The following is a 19,111-nucleotide window of genomic DNA, read 5'->3' on the forward strand; positions in this document are numbered from 1 at the left end:
CGATGCTGGGAATCCTGCGCAACTCCCGTTTCCGGCTCGCCTGGCTGAGCTCCACCGCCTCCGGTGCGGCGACCTCCGTCATGCCGGTCGCGCTCACCCTCTACCTGCTCGACACCCGGGGCGGCATCACCGTGCTGGGGTTGGTCCTCGGCTGTCGCACCGCGGGCTTCGTGCTCGGCGCGGTCCTCAGCGGGGTGTTCACCGACGGCTACGCCCGTCGCACGGTCCTGACGCTGGCCAGCGCCGTCCGCGGCGTGGCGATCCTGGCCGTGGTGCCCGCGTTCACCGTGTCGGTGTTGGCGATCTGCGTCGCGATCCTGATGGCCGGGGTGGGTGAGGGCCTGTTCCGCGGCGCTTACCAGGCGCTGATCGGCGAGGTCGTGCCCGATGACGACCTGCAACGGGCCAACGCGCTGTCCACGCTGAGCAGCAGGCTGCTGCTGATCGCCGGCCCGACGGCGGCGACCCTGCTGTACGTGGCGATCGGCGGCGCGGCGACGCTGGTGGCCACGGGGGTGCTGTGGATGGGCTCGGCCGGGCTGGCGCTGCGCCTGCCGCGCAGCGAACCGCCGCCGTCCGACGACGCCCGCCGCCGCCCGTTCGCCGACTTCGCCGAGGTGCTGCGCGAGGCCGGTCGGCACCGCTGGTTCGTGGCCGGTCTGGGCGCGCTGGTGATCTGGTTGGCGCTGGGGTGGGCCGTGCAGCAGCTCACCCTGCCCCTGGTGAGCCGCACCGAGTTGGGCGGTGACACGTTCATCGGGATCGCGCTGGGAACCTACTCGGCCGGGGCGGTCGCCGCCGCCGTCGTGATGGGCCGCTGGACGCCGCGTCGGCCGGGCTTGGTCGCCTTCGTCGGGTTGAGCCTCTACGGCCTGGTTCCGCTCGCGCTCACCGTGCCGGGCGTGTCGCCGTACCTCGGGGCGGCGCTGGTGCTGGTCGCGTACTTCCTGGGCGGCGCGGGCATCGAGGCGTTCAACATCCCTTGGTTCAGCGCCATCCAGCGTGAGGTGCCGCCGGAGCGGATGGGGCGGCTGTTCTCCCTCGACTTCATGGTCTCGCACGGCGTGGCGCCGCTCGGGTTGATCGTGCTGCCGTACGCGTTGACCTCCGTCGGGCAGACCCCGGTGCTGGTCGTGTGCGGGGTGTTGACCGTGGTTTCGGCGCTCGGCGCGCTTGCCGTGCCGGGCACGCGGAAGTTCGCCGACCCCCGGTCGGCGCGTCGTCCCACCCGGGAGGCGGAGGTCGACGGGTGATCCCGCGGGCGTGGGGGGGGGGGGGGGGGGGGCGGGGGGGGGGGGCGCCGCCCCCCCCCCCCCCCCCCCCCCCCCCCCGCACCTCAAGTGCGGTCGGGCGGGTTGCGACTCGAACGGCCGAGCCCTTCCGGTTGTGCCACCTGATCACCCCCGCACTGGAGGCACAGAACGGTCAGGTCGATCGACAACCGGATGTCCGAGAAGCCGTGGACACCTGCGGTTCGAACGGCCCACCGCACCACGGCCGAGGCGTTCACCCGGACGGTGCGACCACACTTCACACAGGTGAGGTGGTGGTCGTCCTCGTCGTCGTACCTCAGGTGGTACAGGTGGGTCCCGCTCCGGTTCTGCGTCGTGCAGGTGACTCCTGCTCGGGTCAGCGCGTCCAAGTGCCGGTAGACGGTGGCCAGACCGATCCGCTCGCCCGCCATCCGCGCGCGTTCGTGGATCTCCTGCGCCGTCACGGGCCCCGACGAGGCGTGCAGCACGCGCAACACCGCTCGACGTTGCGACGTCCTCCGCACTCCACCGACGCTGTCATCGGCCTCCCCGCCCACTCCCGCTCCCCACACTCGATCGACCGCGTGCACGTGCGAGCCGCTGCGCCGGCCGGCCTGCCCGCCCCCGGTCAGGTCGAGGACGAGAAGCGGGGAAGGTAGGCGGAGGAACGGACCTCCTCGGCCAACACGCCGCTCCGGGGCTGCGGCGCGGAGCTGCCGCGGGACGGCGACAGGGCGGCGGCGACCGCGGCAGGAGGCGCGGGAGCCCGGTTCCAGTCCATCCGCGACCAGGGAAGCGCCATGTCGTCGAGGGCGTCGATCTCGCGCGGACGCAGTTCGTCCGCGGCAGGCGCCTGGCGGTGTCTCGCGAAGGCGCTGTCGACGTAGCGGTGGCCGGTGTCGGGTGCGATGAACACGATGTGCCCGTCAGAGGTCGATCGGTCTTCCCAACGCGCCGCTAGGTACGCCGCGCCCGTCGACAAGCCGGCGAAGACGGCGTGCTCCCGGAGCAGTGCCACGCTGCCCGCCAGAGCCGCGTCGAAGCCCACCCAGTGCACGACGTCGTAGAGGTCGTGCACCACGTTGGCGAACGGGATCGAGCTGCCGATGCCCGCGATGATGATCTCCGGGTCGCGCACGTGCTCGCTGCCGAACGTGATGCTGTCGAAGGGCTGGACACCGATGAGGCGGGTGTCGGGCCGGCTCTCGCGCAGGTAGCGCGCGAGCGCGCCGGTCGAGGACCCGGTGCCGACCGCCCCCACGAGCGTGATCGGCTCGCCGCCCAGCTCGCGGCGCAGCATCTCGGCGATCGGCTGGTAGCCGAGGTAGTGGATGTCGTCGTGGTACTGCTGCATCCAGTAGTGCCCCGGGTTGTCCCGCAGGATCTCGCGCACCCGCGAAACCCTGCGGTTCTGGTCCAGTTTGAGGTTGACCGTCGGGGGCATCGGTTCCACCGTCGCACCCAGGATCTCCAGTTGGATGCGCAAGGTCTTGTCCACCGTGGTGGAGGCCACGATGTGGCACTTCAGGCCGTACCGGTGGCACGCCAGCGCCAGGGCGTGCGCGTAGATGCCGCTGGAGCTGTCGACGAGGGTGTCGCCGGGGCCGATCGTGCCGTCGTCCAACAGGTGGCGTACCGCCGCCAGCGCCGAGGCGACCTTCATGGTCTCGAAGCGCAGGCAAGCGGTGCGGTCGTCCAGGCGCACGAGTGCCGGGCGGCCGAGTGCGTCGCTGATGTGGTGGTCCACTTCGTCCTCGGTCCGGTCAGGAGTGGGCGCGGTAGCGGTACAGGACCGTTTCCTCGGCGCTGAACTGGGAGAAGGGGAACGGCTCCGCGGACAGCGCGGTCACGCCAGCGCCGAGGAAGTGCCGCGCCACCGCACTGGCGCTCTGGGCGTACACCACGAGGGGGACGTCCCGTTCCCGACAGGTCGTCAGGATCTCGTCGAAGGTGCCGTTGCCGATGGTCATGCCGGTGGCGACCACCGCGTCGGCGACGTCGAGCACCTCGCGCATGTCGGTGGCGACCGGGTCACCCCACTGCGTGGTCCGCAGCACCAGGTCGCACGGCAGGCATTCGGCGCCACGGTCGCGGATCGCGGCGACCAAAGGGTTGACCACCCCGATCAACGCGACCTTGGACCCGGGCCGGGGATCGAGCAGACCGGCCACGGCGGCGTCGCGCGCCTTGGCCCGTGCTTCAGGGGTGCCGGCGGGCAGGACCACCTGCTCGGCGCCGCCGGTCCTGTGTGGACTCACGTGGGCGAGGTAGGCGTCCAGTGCGGCGACGCGCACCGCGGTCGGCGCGTCGGCGAGCAGGTCCGCCAGCGTGGCCCCGGACGCTTCGGCGCAGATCGCCGGGTCCACCTCACCCTCGGCGAAGGCGCATCCGCCGATGGCGGTGCCGACCCGCACCAACACGTACTGGTTGCGATAGGTGGTGTCACCGCCCGCCAAGCGGGTTCCGTGGTGCGCCCAGAAGACACTGGTGGCCACGGTGGTGGTCGGGTCCGGGCCGTAGCCGCCCTCGCTCACCGCCGCGAGCAGTTCGTCGACCGTGGTCGGTCCCATCACGCCGCCTTCCGGGTCAGGCCGAACAGGAAGGTGATCACGCCGTCGTCCCAGTCGTGCCGGTAGCGAACGCGCGCGACCAGGCCGCGCTCCACGGCGTGACCGACCACCGTGCGCAGGTCCGCCGTGTTGGACACGATGATGAGCACCTCGCCGTCCTCCGCGAGCAGGTCGCGGTCGACCAGCTCGTCGAAGAAGCGGGTGACCAGCGACGCGCCGACGCACACGTTGCGGATCACGTCGGGGTCGTCGCTCACGGTCTGGCTGACCGCGGGCGGGTTGAACGTGACGACGTCGAACCGGGTGCCGTCCGGCACGGCGTCGAACAAGTCCGACACCAGGGGGTGGAAGTCGGTCCCCGGACGCGGTCCGACGTGCTCGGTGTAGTGCTGCGCGGTCACGGCGACGCTCTCGGGGTGGATGTCGAGCGCGTAGATCTCCCGCGCCCCTCTCAGTCCCGCCGCGACGGCTTCGACACCGGCGCCGGCGCCCATCGCGGCGTAGACCCGGCCCTTGGTCTCGATCTCGCCGTCCAGCAGCCACTTGTGCAGCATGCGACTGGTCTCACCGGGGTGGAACACCCCGGGCGGCAAGCGGAATTCCAGGCCGTTCCAGCTGTAGTCGCGCTCGGTGTGCAAGTCGCGCTTGGGTTTGTTGATGGCGATGATGTGCTCGGCGGGAAGGATCGGTGGCAGTTCCTCGACGACGACGTCCATCCTCGTTCCTCCTGTCGTGGCGGCGCACGGCCGTTCGCGACGTGCCGGTGCGGCGCGTCACGGTGTATGGGTGCGTAGTGGGCCGGTCCGGCCGACGCGATCCGCTCGCCAGAGCGCGTCAGTGCGGAGCCGTCGCGCCGAGCTGCCCGTCATGGACGACGGTTGGTCGCAGAAACGCCTGGCGAACGTGAGCGGTCGTTGCAGCACAACGGTTTCCGCACGGGATCCCGCGGACGAGCGACGTGGTCGTCAGACCAGGACGTGACATCTGCCCTCCACGGCTAGACCGGCCACCCTTACCTTGAACGATAATCATTACCAATGCAAGGCTCAGGGAGCGGAAAACCCCTGAGGTGGGCATGCGGCACAACAAGAACCCGCCACGGCATCGGTGTTCCGAAGCCTGTCCTTCTCCCGGCCCTGGACCAGTGCCAACGGCTTCTGGTATCGCGTTGCGCGCGGAGGTCGCCCGTCGGCCGGACCTCGCCGGGACGAGCCGTTCCGCGCCCGCCTATCGCTCAGCAGGTGTCCGCAGCCCGGGGCTGAACACCAGTTGGACGCAGTGCTCCTCGTGGAGCACCCGCACGCCCACCCCGTAGACCGGTTCGAGGACCTCCGGCGCCAGCACCTCGACCGGCGGGCCCGCCGAGACGACGTGACCACCGTTCAGCAGGACCACCTGGTCGCAGTAGCGCGCGGCCAGGTTGAGGTCGTGCAGGACGACGACCGTGGTGATGCCGATCGTCCGCACCAGTCCCATGACCTCGTGCTGGTACCGGATGTCCAGGTGGTTGGTGGGCTCGTCCAGCAGCAGGTGACCGGCCTGCTGGGCGATGGCCCGCGCGATGAGCGTGCGCTGCCGCTCACCACCGGACAGCGCGGTGAACGAGCGGTCGGCCAGCCCGCGCATCCCGACCCGGCTCAACGCCGCGGCGGCGAACTGGTGGTCCTCGACGGTGTAGGACTGCAGGGCCGACCGGTGCGGCGCACGGCCCAGGAGCACCATGTCGGCCACCGTGACCGGCATGTCGGACGGGGTTTCCTGGGCGACCACGGCGATCCGCCGGGCCCGTTCCCGCCCACGCAGCGCCGCGACCGGTTCGTCGTCGACCAGGACGACGCCACCCCGCGGCACCAGCGCCGAGTAGAGGACGCGCAGCAGGGTCGTCTTGCCGCTCCCGTTGGGCCCGATGAGCCCGACGACGTCACCGGCACCCGCCTTCAGCGTGACCCCGGCGAGCACCGGGGTGTCGTCGTAGGCGAACGTCACGTCGGATGCGCTGATCACGTGGCACCTTCCAGGGTGTTCCCGGGCACGGGGTCCGTTACCGTCCGGTCTAGGGCAGGCGGCGCACCAGGATCGCCAGGAACGGCGCACCGACGACCGCGGTGACGATGCCCAGCGGCAACTCACGCGGGGCGAACGCCAGCCTGGCGACGACGTCCGCCCACACCAGGAACGACGCGCCGATCAGGGCGGCGACGGGCAGCAGCCGGCGGTGCACGCCGCCCACGCACAACCGGGCGACGTGCGGCACGATCAGGCCGACGAACCCGATCCCGCCGGACACCGCCACCGCGGCGGCGACGCAGACCGCCACGACCACGAGCGCCTGTGCCCGCACCCTGGCGGGCGGGCTGCCGAGCGCGTGAGCGGTGTCGTCGCCGAAGTTCAGCGCGTCGAGCCGCCGCGACCACATCACCAGCACCACGAAGGCGAGCAGCGTCAACGCGCCGGCGATCAGCACACCGGACCACTGCGCCCTGGTCAGCGAGCCGAGCAGCCAGAACAGCACGGCTCGCGCGCCTTCCGGGGTGTCGGAGGCGAAGATCAGGAAGCTGGTGGCGGCGTTGAGGACGTACCCGACCGCGACCCCGGCCAGCAGCAGCCGAACCGCGGTGATCCGGCCGCTGCCCCGCGCCAACGCGAAGACCACCGCGGTGGCCGCGACCGCACCGATGAACGCGCTGCCGGCCAACGAGCCGGCGCCGAGGGCGGCGCCCACGCCGAACAGCAGGGTCAGGGCCGCCCCCGTGGACGCGCCCGCGCTGATCCCGAGCAGGTACGGCTCGGCCAACACGTTGCGCACCAGCGCTTGGAGGGCCACACCGGAGATCGCCAGCGCCGCCCCCACCACGACGGCGAGCAGCACGCGGGGAGCGCGGACCAGCCACACGACGTTGTCCTCGGCCGGGGTCCACGTCACGTCCGGGACGCCGAAGAGGTGGTGACCGAGGATTCCCGCCACGGTGCCAGGGGGTATCGACACCGGTCCGAGCCCGATCGCAACGGGCACGCTCGTCAGCAGGACGAGGGACAGACCGGTCACCCACAGGATCGTCCGCTTGGAGCGGGACCTGCGATCCAGGTCGTCCGGGGTGGTGCCGTCCCCGTCCCGGACGGTCCCGGTGACCGTTGCCATCCTGCCGCCTTTCGGTGGTCTCGTGGTTCGACTGCCCGGTCGGAGGACCTGGGTCGAGGACCGGTCGGCCGGGGCCGAGCGCCTCAGCCGCCGAGCTGCTCGGCCAACCGCTCGATGCCGTCCACGGCCAGAGTGCCGTGACCCGAGTAGTAGAAGTCCAGCACCAGGACCCGGCCTTCGGCGATGGCCGGGATCGTCGCCAACTCGGAACGACCGGTCAGCGCCTCGCGCACCGACTTCTCGTCGATGTCACCGGGCTCGTACAAGGCGATCAAGCGCTTGGGCGCGGACGACACGAGGCTTTCGGTGTTCGGCTCGAAGTAGCGCTCGTCGGTCCCCTCGAAGACGTTCGACAGCCCGACGCCCTCCAACTGCTGGTGAACCATGCTGCGACGACCATAGGCGCCCAGTGGGCTGTCCGAGGTGGCGACGAAGACCGCGGCGGTCTCGCGGTTCGCGGGCGGCGTCTGTCGTGCCTTCTCCCGGACGGCTTCGACCCGGTCGCGCAGCCCGGCGGCGGCGCGAGTGGCCTGCTCGCCGGTGCCGAGCACCTTGCCCAGGGTCTCGACGTCGGAGAACAGCTCCCCCAGCGGGTCGGTGACATCCGACTGACCCGCGCCGAACCCGCCGCAGTAGCCGCTGATCACCAGGGTCGGGATCCCGGCCTCGGCCAGGTCCTCGGGACCGAACTCGTTGAGGCCGTAGGTGACGACCAGGTCGGGGCTCGCGGCGATGATCGCCTCGCGTGAGATGTCCTTCGAGCTCTTGATGGGAGCCTGCGTCCGCTGCTTGAGCGCTTCCTCCGCATCGCCCAAGGGCTCGCCCGCGAGGGGGGAGAAAGTGCCGATCCGATCGGTGCCGCCCGCGGCGTGCACCAGGGTGCCCGCTTCACCGCCGATGACGTACAACTTCTCCGGCCGCTTCTCGATGGTCACGTCCCGACCGCAGTTCCGCACCGTCATCGGGTAACCCTCGGCGGCGGTCCGCGTCCCCTGATCCGCACTACCGCAAGCAGAGGCCGTCAGAGCGACCACGGACGCCAGCACCAGCCCGGTGCGCCGCATGGGGTATCGCATCAGCGAGAGATCCTTTCCAAAGGAGCGTGACGACGTCTCGATGGCCGTCTGTGCGCACCAGCGACCGCGACAACGATTATCGTTTTAGCACAGGTACACCTGCGACCGCCACGTCCAATCGAGGCGCAACCCCCGCACATCGCGGCCCGGTGCACGACGATCAGGCCGTGACGCCGCGCACCGGCAGGACCGGACACGCGATGTTGTTGACCCGACCAGGTCGTATCGCTAGGGTCGGGCCCGGCGTGGCCCGCGCCCAACCTCCATCGACTGTCCCCAGCGCAGTCCTGGCCGGAGGCAAAGGGACTTCTCGTCTCGGGTCGCTGCCGTAGTCCGTCCGCCTCGGTACCCCGCTGCCCTGCGGCCTTCCGCCTGGGGCACTTCCGGTCGACTCCGCCAGGAGAAGTCATGCCGGACTCCGAGGAAACCGAACCCGTGCGACTGGCCGTGGCGCAGACCGCCATGCGCAGCGACCCCCGCGACAGCGCCGAATTCCACGTCAGCGGACGGGAAATACGTCAGGCGATGAGGGAGGCCCGCGAGGCGGGCGCAACGCTGGTGCACTTCCCCGAGAGCGCGATCTGCGTTCCCGACAAGCACATCCTGTCCGGGGCGACCCGGCCGAGGCCGGGCCGGCGAACTGGGAGTTGTTCGCCTGGGGCGCACTGCGGCAGGAGTTGACGGCGATCGCCGAACTGGCAGGGGAACCGGGGCTCTGGACCGTTCTCGGCTCATCCCATCGCCTGACAGCGCCCAACCGCCCGCACAACAGCCGGTACGTGATCTCCGACCGCGGGAGGCTCGTCACGCGGTACGACGAGCGCATGTTGTCGAACACCAAGATCAGTTACATGTACACGCCCTGATCGACCCCGAAGACGTTCACCGTCGGCGGCCTGCGGTTCGGGCTCCTGCTCGGGATGGAGGTCCACTTCGCGGAGCTGCTCCTCGAGCAGAACGGCTCGACGTCGACTGCGTCCCGTTCTCGACGCCCGGGCCGGGCGAGCCGCCCGATGACGGAACCTTCGCCGCTCAAGCGCGGGCGCACGCGGCCGCCAACCGCTACCGGGTCAGCTATGCAGGGCCTGCGTGGGGCACGCACTTCGTCCAGGACGACCGCAGAAGCGACGATCTTCACGCGTTCTAGGGTCCTCGCGTTCTCTCACAACAACATTCGACTGTTCCGAGGTCGACCTGGCAGGGCATGGACCGCGGCCACCGCCTCGGCCACGTGTCGTGCGGCGCGAGACCGGCCACCAGTAGGACCCGGGGTCCCACGTGGGCTAGTCTAACGGAAACGATTGTCGTTTCCTACTGGAGGTAGCGTGCGGTCGCGGGGAGATCATCCTGCCGACATACCCCGCCAAGGACGTTGACCAGCGGGTGCTCCACGCCGTGACCGCGAGGCGCACCGCCATCACCCGGAAAGAACCCCATGACCACCGATTCGCGCGTTCCCGTCACGGTGCTGTCCGGCTTCCTCGGCGCGGGCAAGACCACCCTCCTCAACCACGTGCTGGCCAACCGCGAGGGGCGCCGCGTGGCGGTGGTGGTCAACGACATGAGCGAGGTCAACATCGACGCCGCCCTCGTCTCCGGGCGCGGCGGCGAACGGCTGGTGGAGCTGACCAACGGTTGCATCTGCTGCACGCTGCGCGAAGACCTCCTGGAGAGCGTAGGCGCGCTGGCCAGGGAAGGCCGCTTCGGCACCATCCTGATCGAGTCCACCGGCATCTCCGAGCCGATGCCGGTGGCGGCGACGTTCGAGTGGACGTTCGAGGACGGCACGAGCCTGTCCGACCACGCCCGCCTCGACACCATGGTCACCGTGGTCGACGCATCGACGTTCCTGGTGGAGCTCGAACGCGGCGACCGGCTCGACGAGCGCGGGATCGAGGCCGCCGAGGGTGACGAGCGCGGCATCTCCGACCTGCTGGTCGACCAGGTCGAGTTCGCCGACGTGCTGGTGCTCAACAAGACCGACCTCGCCACACCGGACCGGCTCGCCGTGGTCGAAGGCTTGCTGCGCAAGCTCAACCCGAACGCCCGCCTGATCCGATCCCACCGCGGCGTGGTCGACCTGTCCGAGGTGCTCGACACCGGCCGGTACGACCCCGTCACCGCCGCCACGTCACCGGGCTGGGCCGAGGAGCTGGCGGGCTCCCACACCCCGGAGACCGAGGAGTACGGCATCCGCTCGGTCACCTACCGCGCCGACCGCCCCTTCCACCCCTCACGGCTGGCCGCCGCCCTGGAAGACTGGCACGCCGTCGTGCGCAGCAAGGGCTTCTGCCACATCGCCAGCCGCCCGCACACCCTCGCCGTCTGGTCGCAGGCCGGGCCGAACATGACCATCGAACCGGGTGAACTGCTCGACGGCCACACCGCCCGCCAGGAACTGGTGTTCATCGGCGTCGACCTCGACCTCGATGAACCCCGCCGCAGGCTCGACCCCGCCCTGCTGACCGACACCGAACTGGCGGCAGGCCCCGCCGCGTGGCGGCAGTTCGACGACCCGTTGCCCGCATGGGACGACCTGGAGGCCCACGACCACGCGCACGTCGCCCCACTCCCGAGGCATCTGCTGGAGCTTTGAGCGCGGTGCGGGCTCGGGCGAGCGTCGTCCGAGCCCGCACGGGACGTCCGGGACGTTCACCAGCGCGTCCGGCCCCGTGGCGGGCGCCATGACCGCCGAGGCGCGGTCCGAAGTGAGATCAATGCTCGTCGTAGTGCTCGCCGTGCACGGCGTGGCGGTGGCCGTCGTGCACGTAGTCCACGTGGTCGCCGTGCGGGACCGCCACGTGCCCGCAGCCTTCGCCGTGCGCGTGGCCGTGGTCGTCGTGGGCGCCGTGGTCGCCGGGCTCGCACTCGTCGAAGTGCCCGTCGTGCACCCGGTGGAGGTGGCCGTCGTGCACGTAGTCCACGTGGTCGCCGTGCGGGACCGCCACGTGCCCACAGCCTTCGCGGTGGGCGTGGGTGTGGTCGGCGTGTTCGAGGTGTGCGGTGGTCATGAGCGACCCGCCTTTCGATGTCCTGGACTCCATCTCACCCGGATGTCCCAACACTGGTGACCGAGCGCAACAACACATTAGGTCATGCGCATGTATGCCGCATGTCCGACTTCACCCGACAGGCTTAACGACACTCGACACTCGACACTCGACCTTGAGATGACAGTTGCGCCGTGCAGGACGCCACGCTCGCCCTGGAACCGCGCATCGCGGCCGACCCCGACCGCCGGCGGGCCGTTCGAGACATGCCGGTCAGTCCTGTTTCAGATGCGGCGTAGCCAGATGTCGACGGCGCTGTCCGGTCACTGGAAACCTCGGCCGATGACGGGCACCAGGGCCAGGGGCTGCACGTCGGTGGCGAAGGTCGACGCGCCGGCCGGTCGTTCGGGCCGCGGTTGTGGTTCGGGCCGGTCGAAGGCGCCTTCCGCGAAGAGGTCCTCGATGAACACGTCGATCTTCTCCTCGGTGACCGACGGCATGGCGAAGACGTGGGCGTACTGGCGCAGTTCGCCGGAGTTCATGCGCATCGGTTGGCAGGACAGCGACCACTTCTCGATGATCGCCTCGATGGGTTGGCGGAAGCGCACCGTCAGGGCCATCGCGCTGCGGTCGACGTACAGGCCGCCCTCGGGGAGCCTGTCCTCCCGGTCGAGCCGGTCCTCCAGTTCGCGCAGCGAGCTTTCCAGGTAGCGGGTGACGCGCAGCGCGCGCACCGCCGAGGCCGCGTGCTCGCGGATGGACTTGGACGCCAGGTGGTTCCACAGCACCAGGGGTGACAGTCCGTTGCGCGAGCCGGCGAACGTGGTGTCGGGGGAACCGGTGTAGGCCGGTTTGGCCGATGGTTCGACGCGGAACTTGTTCTTGGTCATGAACACCCCGCACGGCCAGGGCGCACCGGGCCACTTGTGCCCGCTCATCACCAGGGAACTGACCACGTCGACGCCCTGGACCTCCAAGCCGAAGTCGAACTCGGGGATCTTGCCCTTGATCTCCCGGCGCAGCTGGATGGCCAGTTCGCTGCTGTGCTCCTCGGCCGCCGCGATCCGCAGGAACGGCATGAACCCCGCGCCCAACGCGCCGTCGACGTGGACCCAGAAACCCCGGCGCCGATCGGTGCGTCCGGGCTCGAATTCGATGTCGCGCTCCAGCAGGCCGTTCTCCGCGAGGATCGGGATGAGCCGGACGGCGATCTTCTCGACGTTGTCGTAGGCGCCCTTGAAGGTGGTGCCGAAGTTGAGCAGCAGGAGGATCGGGTGCCCGCGCTCGGCGAAGAACCGGACCAGTCGCTCCAGCTTGTCCACGTCGATCTCGCCGCTGCCGTCCGCGCCTCCCTTGGACGGGACTTCCATCGGCCACTCGTCGGCGACGGGGCACTGCCCGGGGTACTCCTGCCTGCCGATCGCGGCGAAGGTGTCGATCGCCAGCGTCCGGACGGCCTTGATCACCGAGTAGTGGGTGTCCTCGGAGTAGAACGCCACCGGTCGGTAGGCGTTGTTCGGGTTCTCCGGACCCGTGCCACCTCTGCCGGCTGCCGGCGTCGGCGGCGCGGCCTGCACGTACATCATCTGTGACTCCTGCTGCTCACCACCGCCGCCGGGTTCGGTGATCAGCTTCTTGCCCGACAGGTAGTCGCGGGCGGCGGCGAGGGCGTAGAGGTTGCCCTCGGTGGAGCCCATCGTCAGCACGTAGCCCCAGTAGCTGTCGGGGTTGTCGGCGTCGTAGGGCCACGACGCCCGCCAGAGCGACGCGTAGTGGTCGAGCACCGCGCGTTCCACGATCTTGGTGTTGAGCTTGTAGTTGCCCTGCTGGAACGGGTCGCCGATGTTGTTGAGGTGGAACTCCAGGAACCGCGCCAGGTCCTGCTGGCAGTGGCCCATGTCCTGGTTGCCCTGGAACCCCACCATGGTCTCGTGCTTGCCGACCAGGTAGGTCTCCAACCGGTTGAGGGCCCGTTTCCGCTGCTGGGCGTTCAACCCCTCGGCGGGGATCTCGAACTCCCCGATCTCCAACTCCGGGTCGCTCGGGTATGCCTCCCTCGGGTCGCGAGCGGGCCCGGCGATGACCGACGCGCGCCCGTCGTCCAAGCCTGCCGAGGTCAACAACGAGGACCACGCGGTGTCGTTCGGCCCGTAGGGGAAATCGGGGTGCTGCCGCTCGGTGGAGTGCCCGCTCATGGCGTCCCTTCTCGACCCGGCGGACCACCCGCACCGGTCCGCCGTCGTGTGGGTCGGAGCGTGCCACCGGCTCACAGACGATCCACATCACGAACCGGCGGATTCACCTGTCCGTGGCGGATGTTCCCCCTTTGGCAGCCGCCGGCGTTCCAGACGGTGCAACAAGGTCAGGGGGACGCACCCGAATGGACCCCCGTACGCGTGTGAACCTCGTGCCCTTGTCCGCGCAGCCAATCCACGCCCGTTCGTGCTCCTGGTCGCGACGATCCGGGCGGTTCGGAGACCTGCTCGATGCAGTCCTGGCCGTTGCGGCGGCATCGTCGGTGTACGTGACCCTCTACGGCCGGCTCTACGACGGGCGCTGCGAACCACGCCGGAGGCTTCTGCTCCGCCGCCGGGGGCAACGCGCGAGGCACCACTGCGGCACGTCGACACGGCGGATTCCCGGGGCAACGGCGCGGTTGACGACTCGAAGGTGTCATCACCCAGAACGTGCGCCGGTGACACACACGATGTGAGCATTCCGAATCAGGCGCCGAAAAAGTCAACGTCCGGCCCGCGAGTTCCCAGGGGTTATGGAAGCAGCGCAAGGAGACGCCCAGTTCACGACGCGATCATCCGGATTGCGTCTTTGAGCCTGACCTTCGGTCAGGTGCGGCGCTTCTCCTCCTTCGGCGAAAGGCGGGGAGTGGATGGTCGGTCAGCCGATGTGGTGGCGGCGGTGCCATGGGGTCGGCGGGCCGGTTCGCAGTCGGGTGTCGTCGGCTTCGTTGTAGATCACAAGCTCGGTGTTTCCGATGGTGAGGGCGACCGCGATGTCGCGGATCTCGTCGTCCTCGTTGTCGTCGTGGACGAACCACTCGAGCAGATCGACAGCGCGTACGGGCCGGCCCCGCAAGAGCACCAGTTCGGACGCGATGTCATCGCGCCAACTCCACCGGAGGTTGTGCCGGACCACCGGTCGGGTCGGATCGATGGTGTTCCAGGTGATGGACATGTCGAAGGCCCCTTTGTGGTTGATCTCGACCTGCTCGCCTTCGACGTCCAGCAGCACCGGGCACTGGGTGGACCACATGTCCGTTGCCGGGTCCACCGTCACCCAACCGCGGGTGAGCACGCGACCGACCAGCCCACGCAGCCGCTCACCGTGCTCGGTCCGCACAACCCGGCACCCGCGCAACCACCGCGGCTCGTAGCCCTCGATGCCGTAGTCGAACTCCACACCACCCCTGTCGCTTCGGCATGATCGCCCGTTAGCGCACTTGCAGCAGTCCGGGACGCGTCGACGGTCGACGACACCGGCTTCCCCGCTCCAGTCCGAGCCGCTGACGGACCTCACGCCCGGCGACTTCGACTACCCGAACTCCGGAGAGGACGCGCGACCGCGGGCGTTTGCTCCCGCCATATCGTCACCAGGACGAAAGAACCGGGTCAGCCGCCCTTCACGCGCCAGGCAGAGCGGGTCGGGTCGGCCACGTGCGGCATTCGGCTCCGCCCGTGGAGCCAACCGATCCCTTGACGGACGGTGAATTTCAACCAGGGTCAGAGGGGCAAAAACATCTTACCAAGGAGACGCCGGATGCCCCACTCGTCCCTGCCGAAGCTCAGACGCCCTCCCGGACGTTCCGCCAGACCGTGGCTGGCCGTCGCGACCGCCGTCGGTCTGTTCGCCGCCTTGTCCCCGTCCTCCCCACCGCCGGAGGCCTCCCCCGCGGCCGTCGCACCCGAACTCGTCGCGGAGGTCCGGGCGGCCACGCCGGGTGAGCCCGTGCAGGCGCTGCTGATGCTCCCGAACGCCGTGCTGTCCGGCGACCGCGACGAACTCCTCGGCACCCTCCGCGACCACGCGGCCGACACGCAGGCAGAGGTCGCCGCGGCGATCGGCGAGACCGCCACCGTGGTCAACCGGTTCTGGCTCACGAACATGCTGCTGGTCGAGTTCCCCGCGGACACCGGCACCCTCGACTCGCTCGCCGCCGTGCCCGGCGTGACGCAGCTCGTCCCGAACTTCGAGGTGCTCGCACCCGAGCCCGTCACGAGCACCTCCGACGTCGCCCCGGCCGCCGAGCTCACCTGGGGCCTGCAGAAGATCGGCGCGGCGCGGGTCTGGGACGAGCTCGGCGTCAAGGGCAGTGGCGTGCGCATCGCCACGCTGGACACCGGTGTGGACATCACCCACCCGGACCTCGCCGGGAAGATGGTGACCGACAACCCCGCCGACGCCAAGCACCCCGGTGGCTGGATGGAGTTCGACTCCTCGGGCAACCGGGTCGCCTCGGCGCCTCGCGACTCCGCCTACCACGGCACCCACGTGGCGGGCACCATCCACGGCGGCGCCACCTCCGGCACCGCGATCGGCGTCGCGCCCGCCGCCGAGATGATGCACGGCTTGGTGATCCCGGGTGGCAGCGGTTCGTTCGCGCAGGTCGCCGCCGGTATGCAGTGGGCCGTCGCACCGGTCGACTCGGCGGGCAACCCCGCGGGGCGGCCCGCGGACGTCGTCAGCATGTCGCTGGGCGGCAACGGCTTCCAGGCCGCGATGGTCCAACCGACGCGCGCCATCCGCGCGCTCGGCTCGTTCCCGGCCTTCGCGATCGGCAACAACTGCGGCACGATCGGCACGGCCAGCCCCGGCAACGTGTTCGAAGCCGTGGGCGTCGGCGCCACCGACAGCTCCGACAGCGTCGCGTCGTTCTCCTGCGGCGCCGTGGTGCGCAAGGACCAGTGGACCAACCCGCCCGCCGACTGGCCGGGCAGCTGGGTGAAGCCGGACATCTCCGCACCGGGCGTCGACGTGTACTCGGCCTCGCCGGGCGGCGGCTACCGGACCCTGTCCGGGACCTCGATGGCCACCCCGCACACCGCGGGCACCGTCGCGCTGATGCTGTCGGCCGCCGGCGACCTGCCCGTGTCCGAAGTGGTGGACGTCCTGGCGGACACCGGGTTCTGGGACGACCGGTACGCCGGCGCGCCGCCCGACACGCGGTTCGGCAGGGGCCGCATCGACGCCTACGAGGCGACCCGCTTCGTCGCGCTGGACTCGGGCGTCCGGGGCACCGTCACCAACGCCGCCTCCGGCTCGCCGGTCGCCGGCGCCACCATCACGGTCGAACCGGGCGGCCGCACCCTCGCCACCCTCGCGGACGGCTCCTTCACCACCAGGCTCGCACCGGGCGACTACACCGTCACCGTCGAGGCGTTCGGGTTCGGCAAGGCCACGGCCGCCGCGACGGTCGCCCCCGACTCCTTCGCCGCGGTCGACGTCGTGCTCACCCCGGCGCCCTTCGGCCGGGTGACCGGGGTCGCCAAGCTCGAGGCCTCCGGGTCCGGGATACCCGGCGTCACGGTCGAGGTGACCGGCGTGCCCACCGACCTGTCCGCGGTGACCGGCGCGGACGGCAGGTACACGATCGACGGCGTGCCCGCCGGCACCTACCGGGTCGCCGCCTCGTACCCGGCGTTCCGGGCGCCGGGCGAGGTCGAGGTGACCGTCGTCGCCGGCGAGGCGAGCACCGCCGACTTCGCCTTCGGCGTGCCGCCCCGCACGGTGGCGATCGTGGACAGCTCGGAGTCGAGGGCGAACCAGTACCGCGACGTCGTGTTCGCGCCCCGTGGTGTGGAGACCGCCTACTACAGCTGGGACGAGCTGGACGAGGCGGCGCGGCACGCGACCGTCGTGCTCGGCTACGGGACCCTGACGGCGGACTACGACGCGGCGGCGTTCCAGGCGTTCCTGGACGCGACGGACGCCAACGGCACCGGTGTGATCTTCACCGACCACGCCTACACGACGGGCAACGGCATCCGCCAGCTGTCGAAGCACACCGGGCAACCGGTGTCCACCGGCTCCAACACCGGTGGCGGCACGTCCGCGGTGTCGTACTACGAGGTGACCGCGGCGCACCCGATCTTCGACGGGTACGCCGTGGGCGACCGCATCCCGCTCGACGACAGCACCCAGGCCAAGTGGGTGGCGTGGTTCGACGGGTACTCCGGCGAGGGCAGGCAGACCATCGCGAGCCTCGGCCGGACGGTGGAGGGCGTGATGGGCGGCGGCATCGGTGTCGACCAGCGGGCCTCCAACCGGCACGTGCTGCTGTCGCTGCACGGCGTGTCGGCCACCCGCGGACCGGTCGACTGGTCGCCCGAGGCGACCGACGTGTTCCTGAACGCGATCGACTGGGCCTCACCCGCGCCGGACCCGGATCAGCCCTACTACGCCTTGCACGACCTGAAGGTGTCGCCGGGTGTGCTGAAGGCCAGTGAGAACGTCACGGTGACGGTCCAGGTCAAGAACGTCGGATCGGCGGCGGGCACCTACCGCGCGGCGCTCGAGGTCGGCGGCGTGGTCGAGGCGACCACGCCGGTGCAGCTGGCGGCCGGCCAGTCCAAGACCGTCACGTGGACGGTCGACCCCGACCGGCTGGGCACGTTCGCGGTGAAGGTCGGTCACCTGACCGGCTCCTTCCGGGTGCGCGCGCCGCGCGTCGACCTCGCGGTGTCCACAGTGGACGCGCCGGGCGCGGCCGCGGTCGGTCCCCTGGCGGGCGCGGTGGTCGAGCTGATCGCCGCCGGCCAGGTCCGCGGGCTCGGCAAGACCGACGGCGCGGGCAAGCTCTCGTTCGAGATCCCGGACCCGGTCGGCAGGTACACGCTCGTCGTGCGCAAGCCGACGCCCGAGGGTGGCGGCGACGCCTACCTGCTGCACCGCGAGATCACCGTGATCGACGACGACGCGATCTCGTTCGCGCCACGGGTGCTCGCGGGTGGCGCACGGACGTCGTCCATCGGTGAGAACTTCGCCGTGCGGGCGGACATCGCGCTCGACGCCGCCGACGGGCGGCACACCGGTTCGGTGTTCGTGCGCCCGTCGGCCACCGCACCTCACGGGTACCGCTACGAACCGGGCACCTTGGTAGCGACGCTGGACCGGTACGAGGCGGTCACCGTGCACTCGGTGCGGCACCTCGAACAGGACTGGTTCCTGCCGAGCACGAAGGTCTCCGGGCTCGACTGGACCACCCCGTACGACGTCTCGTTCGCCTTCGGCGGCGCGGCGAAGGTCACGCTCGGCGACGTCGTGGTCGGCGCCGACGGCAAGGCCACCGCGGACTGGTCGGTGACCGACGCGCACGGCGTGCCGTTCGCGACGGTGATGGCCTCCGCCGTGCGGCCGTTCCTGGACCTGCCGGAACGCGCGGCGCTCGAAGACGTCGAGGGCCTGGTCCGGGCGGCGGCGCCGAACGAGCTCAAACCGGTCCTGCGCCTGTTCGCGCCGGACGGCACGCCCGTCCGGGCCGGTTCGATCAGCTGGAACGCCCGGCCCTACACGTTCACGCTCGCACCGGGGACCCCTGACGGGGCGTACCGGTTGGCCCTGGACGTGGACACCGGTGGCTATTCCGGTGACCTCACCGGTGAGTCCCGACTGCGGGTCGGGCCGGAACCGGTGGCCGTGGTGTCGGTGACGGACACGCGCGCCACGTTCGTGCCGGGTGTGCACACGCAGTACGACGTGCGGGTGGTCAACAGCGGCACCGCCGGCTCCGGGCCCATGTCCTGGACGGTGCGCGTCGCGGCCGAGCGGAGCCTGGCGCCGAGCGACGTCGTGCTGCGGATCAGGGTCGGGACGACGTGGCAACGCGTGGCGCTGACCCGTGATGGCGGCGCCCTGACCGGCGTGGTCACGGCCGACGCGGCGGTGGCCGCCGGCTCGGAGCACACGTGGCGGATGTCGTTGTTGGTGCGTGCGCCCGGCACGTACCACGTGGCCGACACGTTCACCGGTGCCGGCATCTCCGTCACCAACGCCGACGAGCTGGTCGTGGCCGAACCGGCGGGCGTCAGGTAACGGGACCGTCCGGTCCCGCGGCGGTGCGGCCGCGGGA

At 70.6% G+C, this 19,111-nt stretch carries 13 protein-coding genes; 3 read left to right on the forward strand and 10 right to left on the reverse strand.

What is annotated here, in order from left to right; all coding sequences use genetic code 11:
* Positions 1-2: 2 nt before the first annotated feature.
* Entirely contained in the window at positions 3-1,253 is a 1,251-nt protein-coding gene (locus tag LNK82_RS00960; protein ID WP_230564951.1) for an MFS transporter, read from the forward strand.
* An 83-nt stretch (positions 1,254-1,336) separates the two neighbouring features.
* On the opposite strand, the gene LNK82_RS00965 is transcribed toward LNK82_RS00960, so the two are convergent.
* The 7 genes from LNK82_RS00965 to LNK82_RS00995 all read right to left on the reverse strand — a co-directional run bounded on the left by LNK82_RS00965 (position 1,337) and on the right by LNK82_RS00995 (position 7,924).
* On the reverse strand, positions 1,337-1,843 hold the full coding sequence (locus LNK82_RS00965; RefSeq protein ID WP_308257136.1) for a Fur family transcriptional regulator: 507 nt from the start codon (positions 1,841-1,843) through the stop codon (positions 1,337-1,339).
* 38 nt (positions 1,844-1,881) lie between these two features.
* On the reverse strand, positions 1,882-3,000 hold the full coding sequence (locus LNK82_RS00970) for a pyridoxal-phosphate dependent enzyme (protein WP_230564953.1): 1,119 nt from the start codon (positions 2,998-3,000) through the stop codon (positions 1,882-1,884).
* A 16-nt stretch (positions 3,001-3,016) separates the two neighbouring features.
* Entirely contained in the window at positions 3,017-3,823 is an 807-nt protein-coding gene (locus LNK82_RS00975) for a Rossmann-like domain-containing protein (protein WP_230564954.1), read from the reverse strand.
* Entirely contained in the window at positions 3,823-4,539 is a 717-nt protein-coding gene (locus LNK82_RS00980; protein WP_230564955.1) for a methyltransferase, read from the reverse strand. The genes LNK82_RS00975 and LNK82_RS00980 overlap by 1 nt, the downstream gene beginning before the upstream one ends.
* Positions 4,540-5,050: 511 nt before the next feature.
* A complete protein-coding gene (locus LNK82_RS00985; protein ID WP_230564956.1) occupies positions 5,051-5,827 on the reverse strand; it encodes an ABC transporter ATP-binding protein in 777 nt (258 codons plus the stop codon).
* Positions 5,828-5,876: 49 nt separating this feature from the next.
* Positions 5,877-6,962, reverse strand: a complete 1,086-nt coding sequence (locus tag LNK82_RS00990; protein ID WP_230564957.1) for a FecCD family ABC transporter permease — start codon at positions 6,960-6,962, stop codon at positions 5,877-5,879.
* An 83-nt stretch (positions 6,963-7,045) separates the two neighbouring features.
* Positions 7,046-7,924, reverse strand: coding sequence for an ABC transporter substrate-binding protein (locus tag LNK82_RS00995; RefSeq protein ID WP_230564958.1), 879 nt, complete (start codon positions 7,922-7,924; stop codon positions 7,046-7,048).
* A 1,549-nt stretch (positions 7,925-9,473) separates the two neighbouring features.
* On the opposite strand from LNK82_RS00995, the gene LNK82_RS01000 reads away from it, so the two are divergent.
* The gene (locus tag LNK82_RS01000) at positions 9,474-10,634 is read left to right on the forward strand and encodes a GTP-binding protein (protein ID WP_230564959.1); all 1,161 of its coding nucleotides are present in this window, start codon (positions 9,474-9,476) and stop codon (positions 10,632-10,634) included.
* 118 nt (positions 10,635-10,752) lie between these two features.
* On the opposite strand, the gene LNK82_RS01005 is transcribed toward LNK82_RS01000, so the two are convergent.
* The 3 genes from LNK82_RS01005 to LNK82_RS01015 form a co-directional block, all read right to left on the reverse strand.
* Complete coding sequence (locus LNK82_RS01005; RefSeq protein WP_230564960.1) at positions 10,753-11,049, reverse strand: hypothetical protein; 297 nt, start codon at positions 11,047-11,049, stop codon at positions 10,753-10,755.
* Positions 11,050-11,351: 302 nt separating this feature from the next.
* Positions 11,352-13,223 (reverse strand): PLP-dependent aminotransferase family protein, encoded by a 1,872-nt coding sequence (locus LNK82_RS01010; RefSeq protein ID WP_230564961.1) that lies wholly within the window; start codon positions 13,221-13,223, stop codon positions 11,352-11,354.
* Positions 13,224-13,923: 700 nt separating this feature from the next.
* Positions 13,924-14,385, reverse strand: coding sequence for a hypothetical protein (locus LNK82_RS01015; RefSeq protein ID WP_230564962.1), 462 nt, complete (start codon positions 14,383-14,385; stop codon positions 13,924-13,926).
* A 417-nt stretch (positions 14,386-14,802) separates the two neighbouring features.
* Here LNK82_RS01015 and LNK82_RS01020 point away from each other — a divergent pair, with 417 nt between their 5' ends.
* Positions 14,803-19,074 carry a S8 family serine peptidase gene (locus LNK82_RS01020; protein ID WP_230564963.1) on the forward strand — a complete coding sequence of 1,424 codons (4,272 nt, stop codon included), beginning with the start codon at positions 14,803-14,805 and terminating at the stop codon, positions 19,072-19,074.
* Positions 19,075-19,111 lie beyond the last annotated feature (37 nt).

It is taken from the genome of Saccharothrix luteola, from assembly GCF_020859565.1.
In the GTDB taxonomy this organism is placed as follows: Bacteria; Actinomycetota; Actinomycetes; order Mycobacteriales; family Pseudonocardiaceae; genus Actinosynnema; species Actinosynnema luteola.

What these genes read in the sequence shown, in the direction of transcription:
- LNK82_RS00960 (WP_230564951.1), top strand. Translation starts at nt 3, where the DNA reads ATGCTGGGAATCCTGCGCAACTCCCGTTTCCGGCTCGCCTGGCTGAGC.
- LNK82_RS00975 (WP_230564954.1), bottom strand. Translation starts at nt 3,823, where the DNA reads ATGGGACCGACCACGGTCGACGAACTGCTCGCGGCGGTGAGCGAGGGC.
- LNK82_RS00980 (WP_230564955.1), bottom strand. Translation starts at nt 4,539, where the DNA reads ATGGACGTCGTCGTCGAGGAACTGCCACCGATCCTTCCCGCCGAGCAC.
- LNK82_RS00990 (WP_230564957.1), bottom strand. Translation starts at nt 6,962, where the DNA reads ATGGCAACGGTCACCGGGACCGTCCGGGACGGGGACGGCACCACCCCG.
- LNK82_RS00995 (WP_230564958.1), bottom strand. Translation starts at nt 7,924, where the DNA reads ATGACGGTGCGGAACTGCGGTCGGGACGTGACCATCGAGAAGCGGCCG.
- LNK82_RS01000 (WP_230564959.1), top strand. Translation starts at nt 9,474, where the DNA reads ATGACCACCGATTCGCGCGTTCCCGTCACGGTGCTGTCCGGCTTCCTC.
- LNK82_RS01005 (WP_230564960.1), bottom strand. Translation starts at nt 11,049, where the DNA reads ATGACCACCGCACACCTCGAACACGCCGACCACACCCACGCCCACCGC.
- LNK82_RS01010 (WP_230564961.1), bottom strand. Translation starts at nt 13,223, where the DNA reads ATGAGCGGGCACTCCACCGAGCGGCAGCACCCCGATTTCCCCTACGGG.
- LNK82_RS01020 (WP_230564963.1), top strand. Translation starts at nt 14,803, where the DNA reads ATGCCCCACTCGTCCCTGCCGAAGCTCAGACGCCCTCCCGGACGTTCC.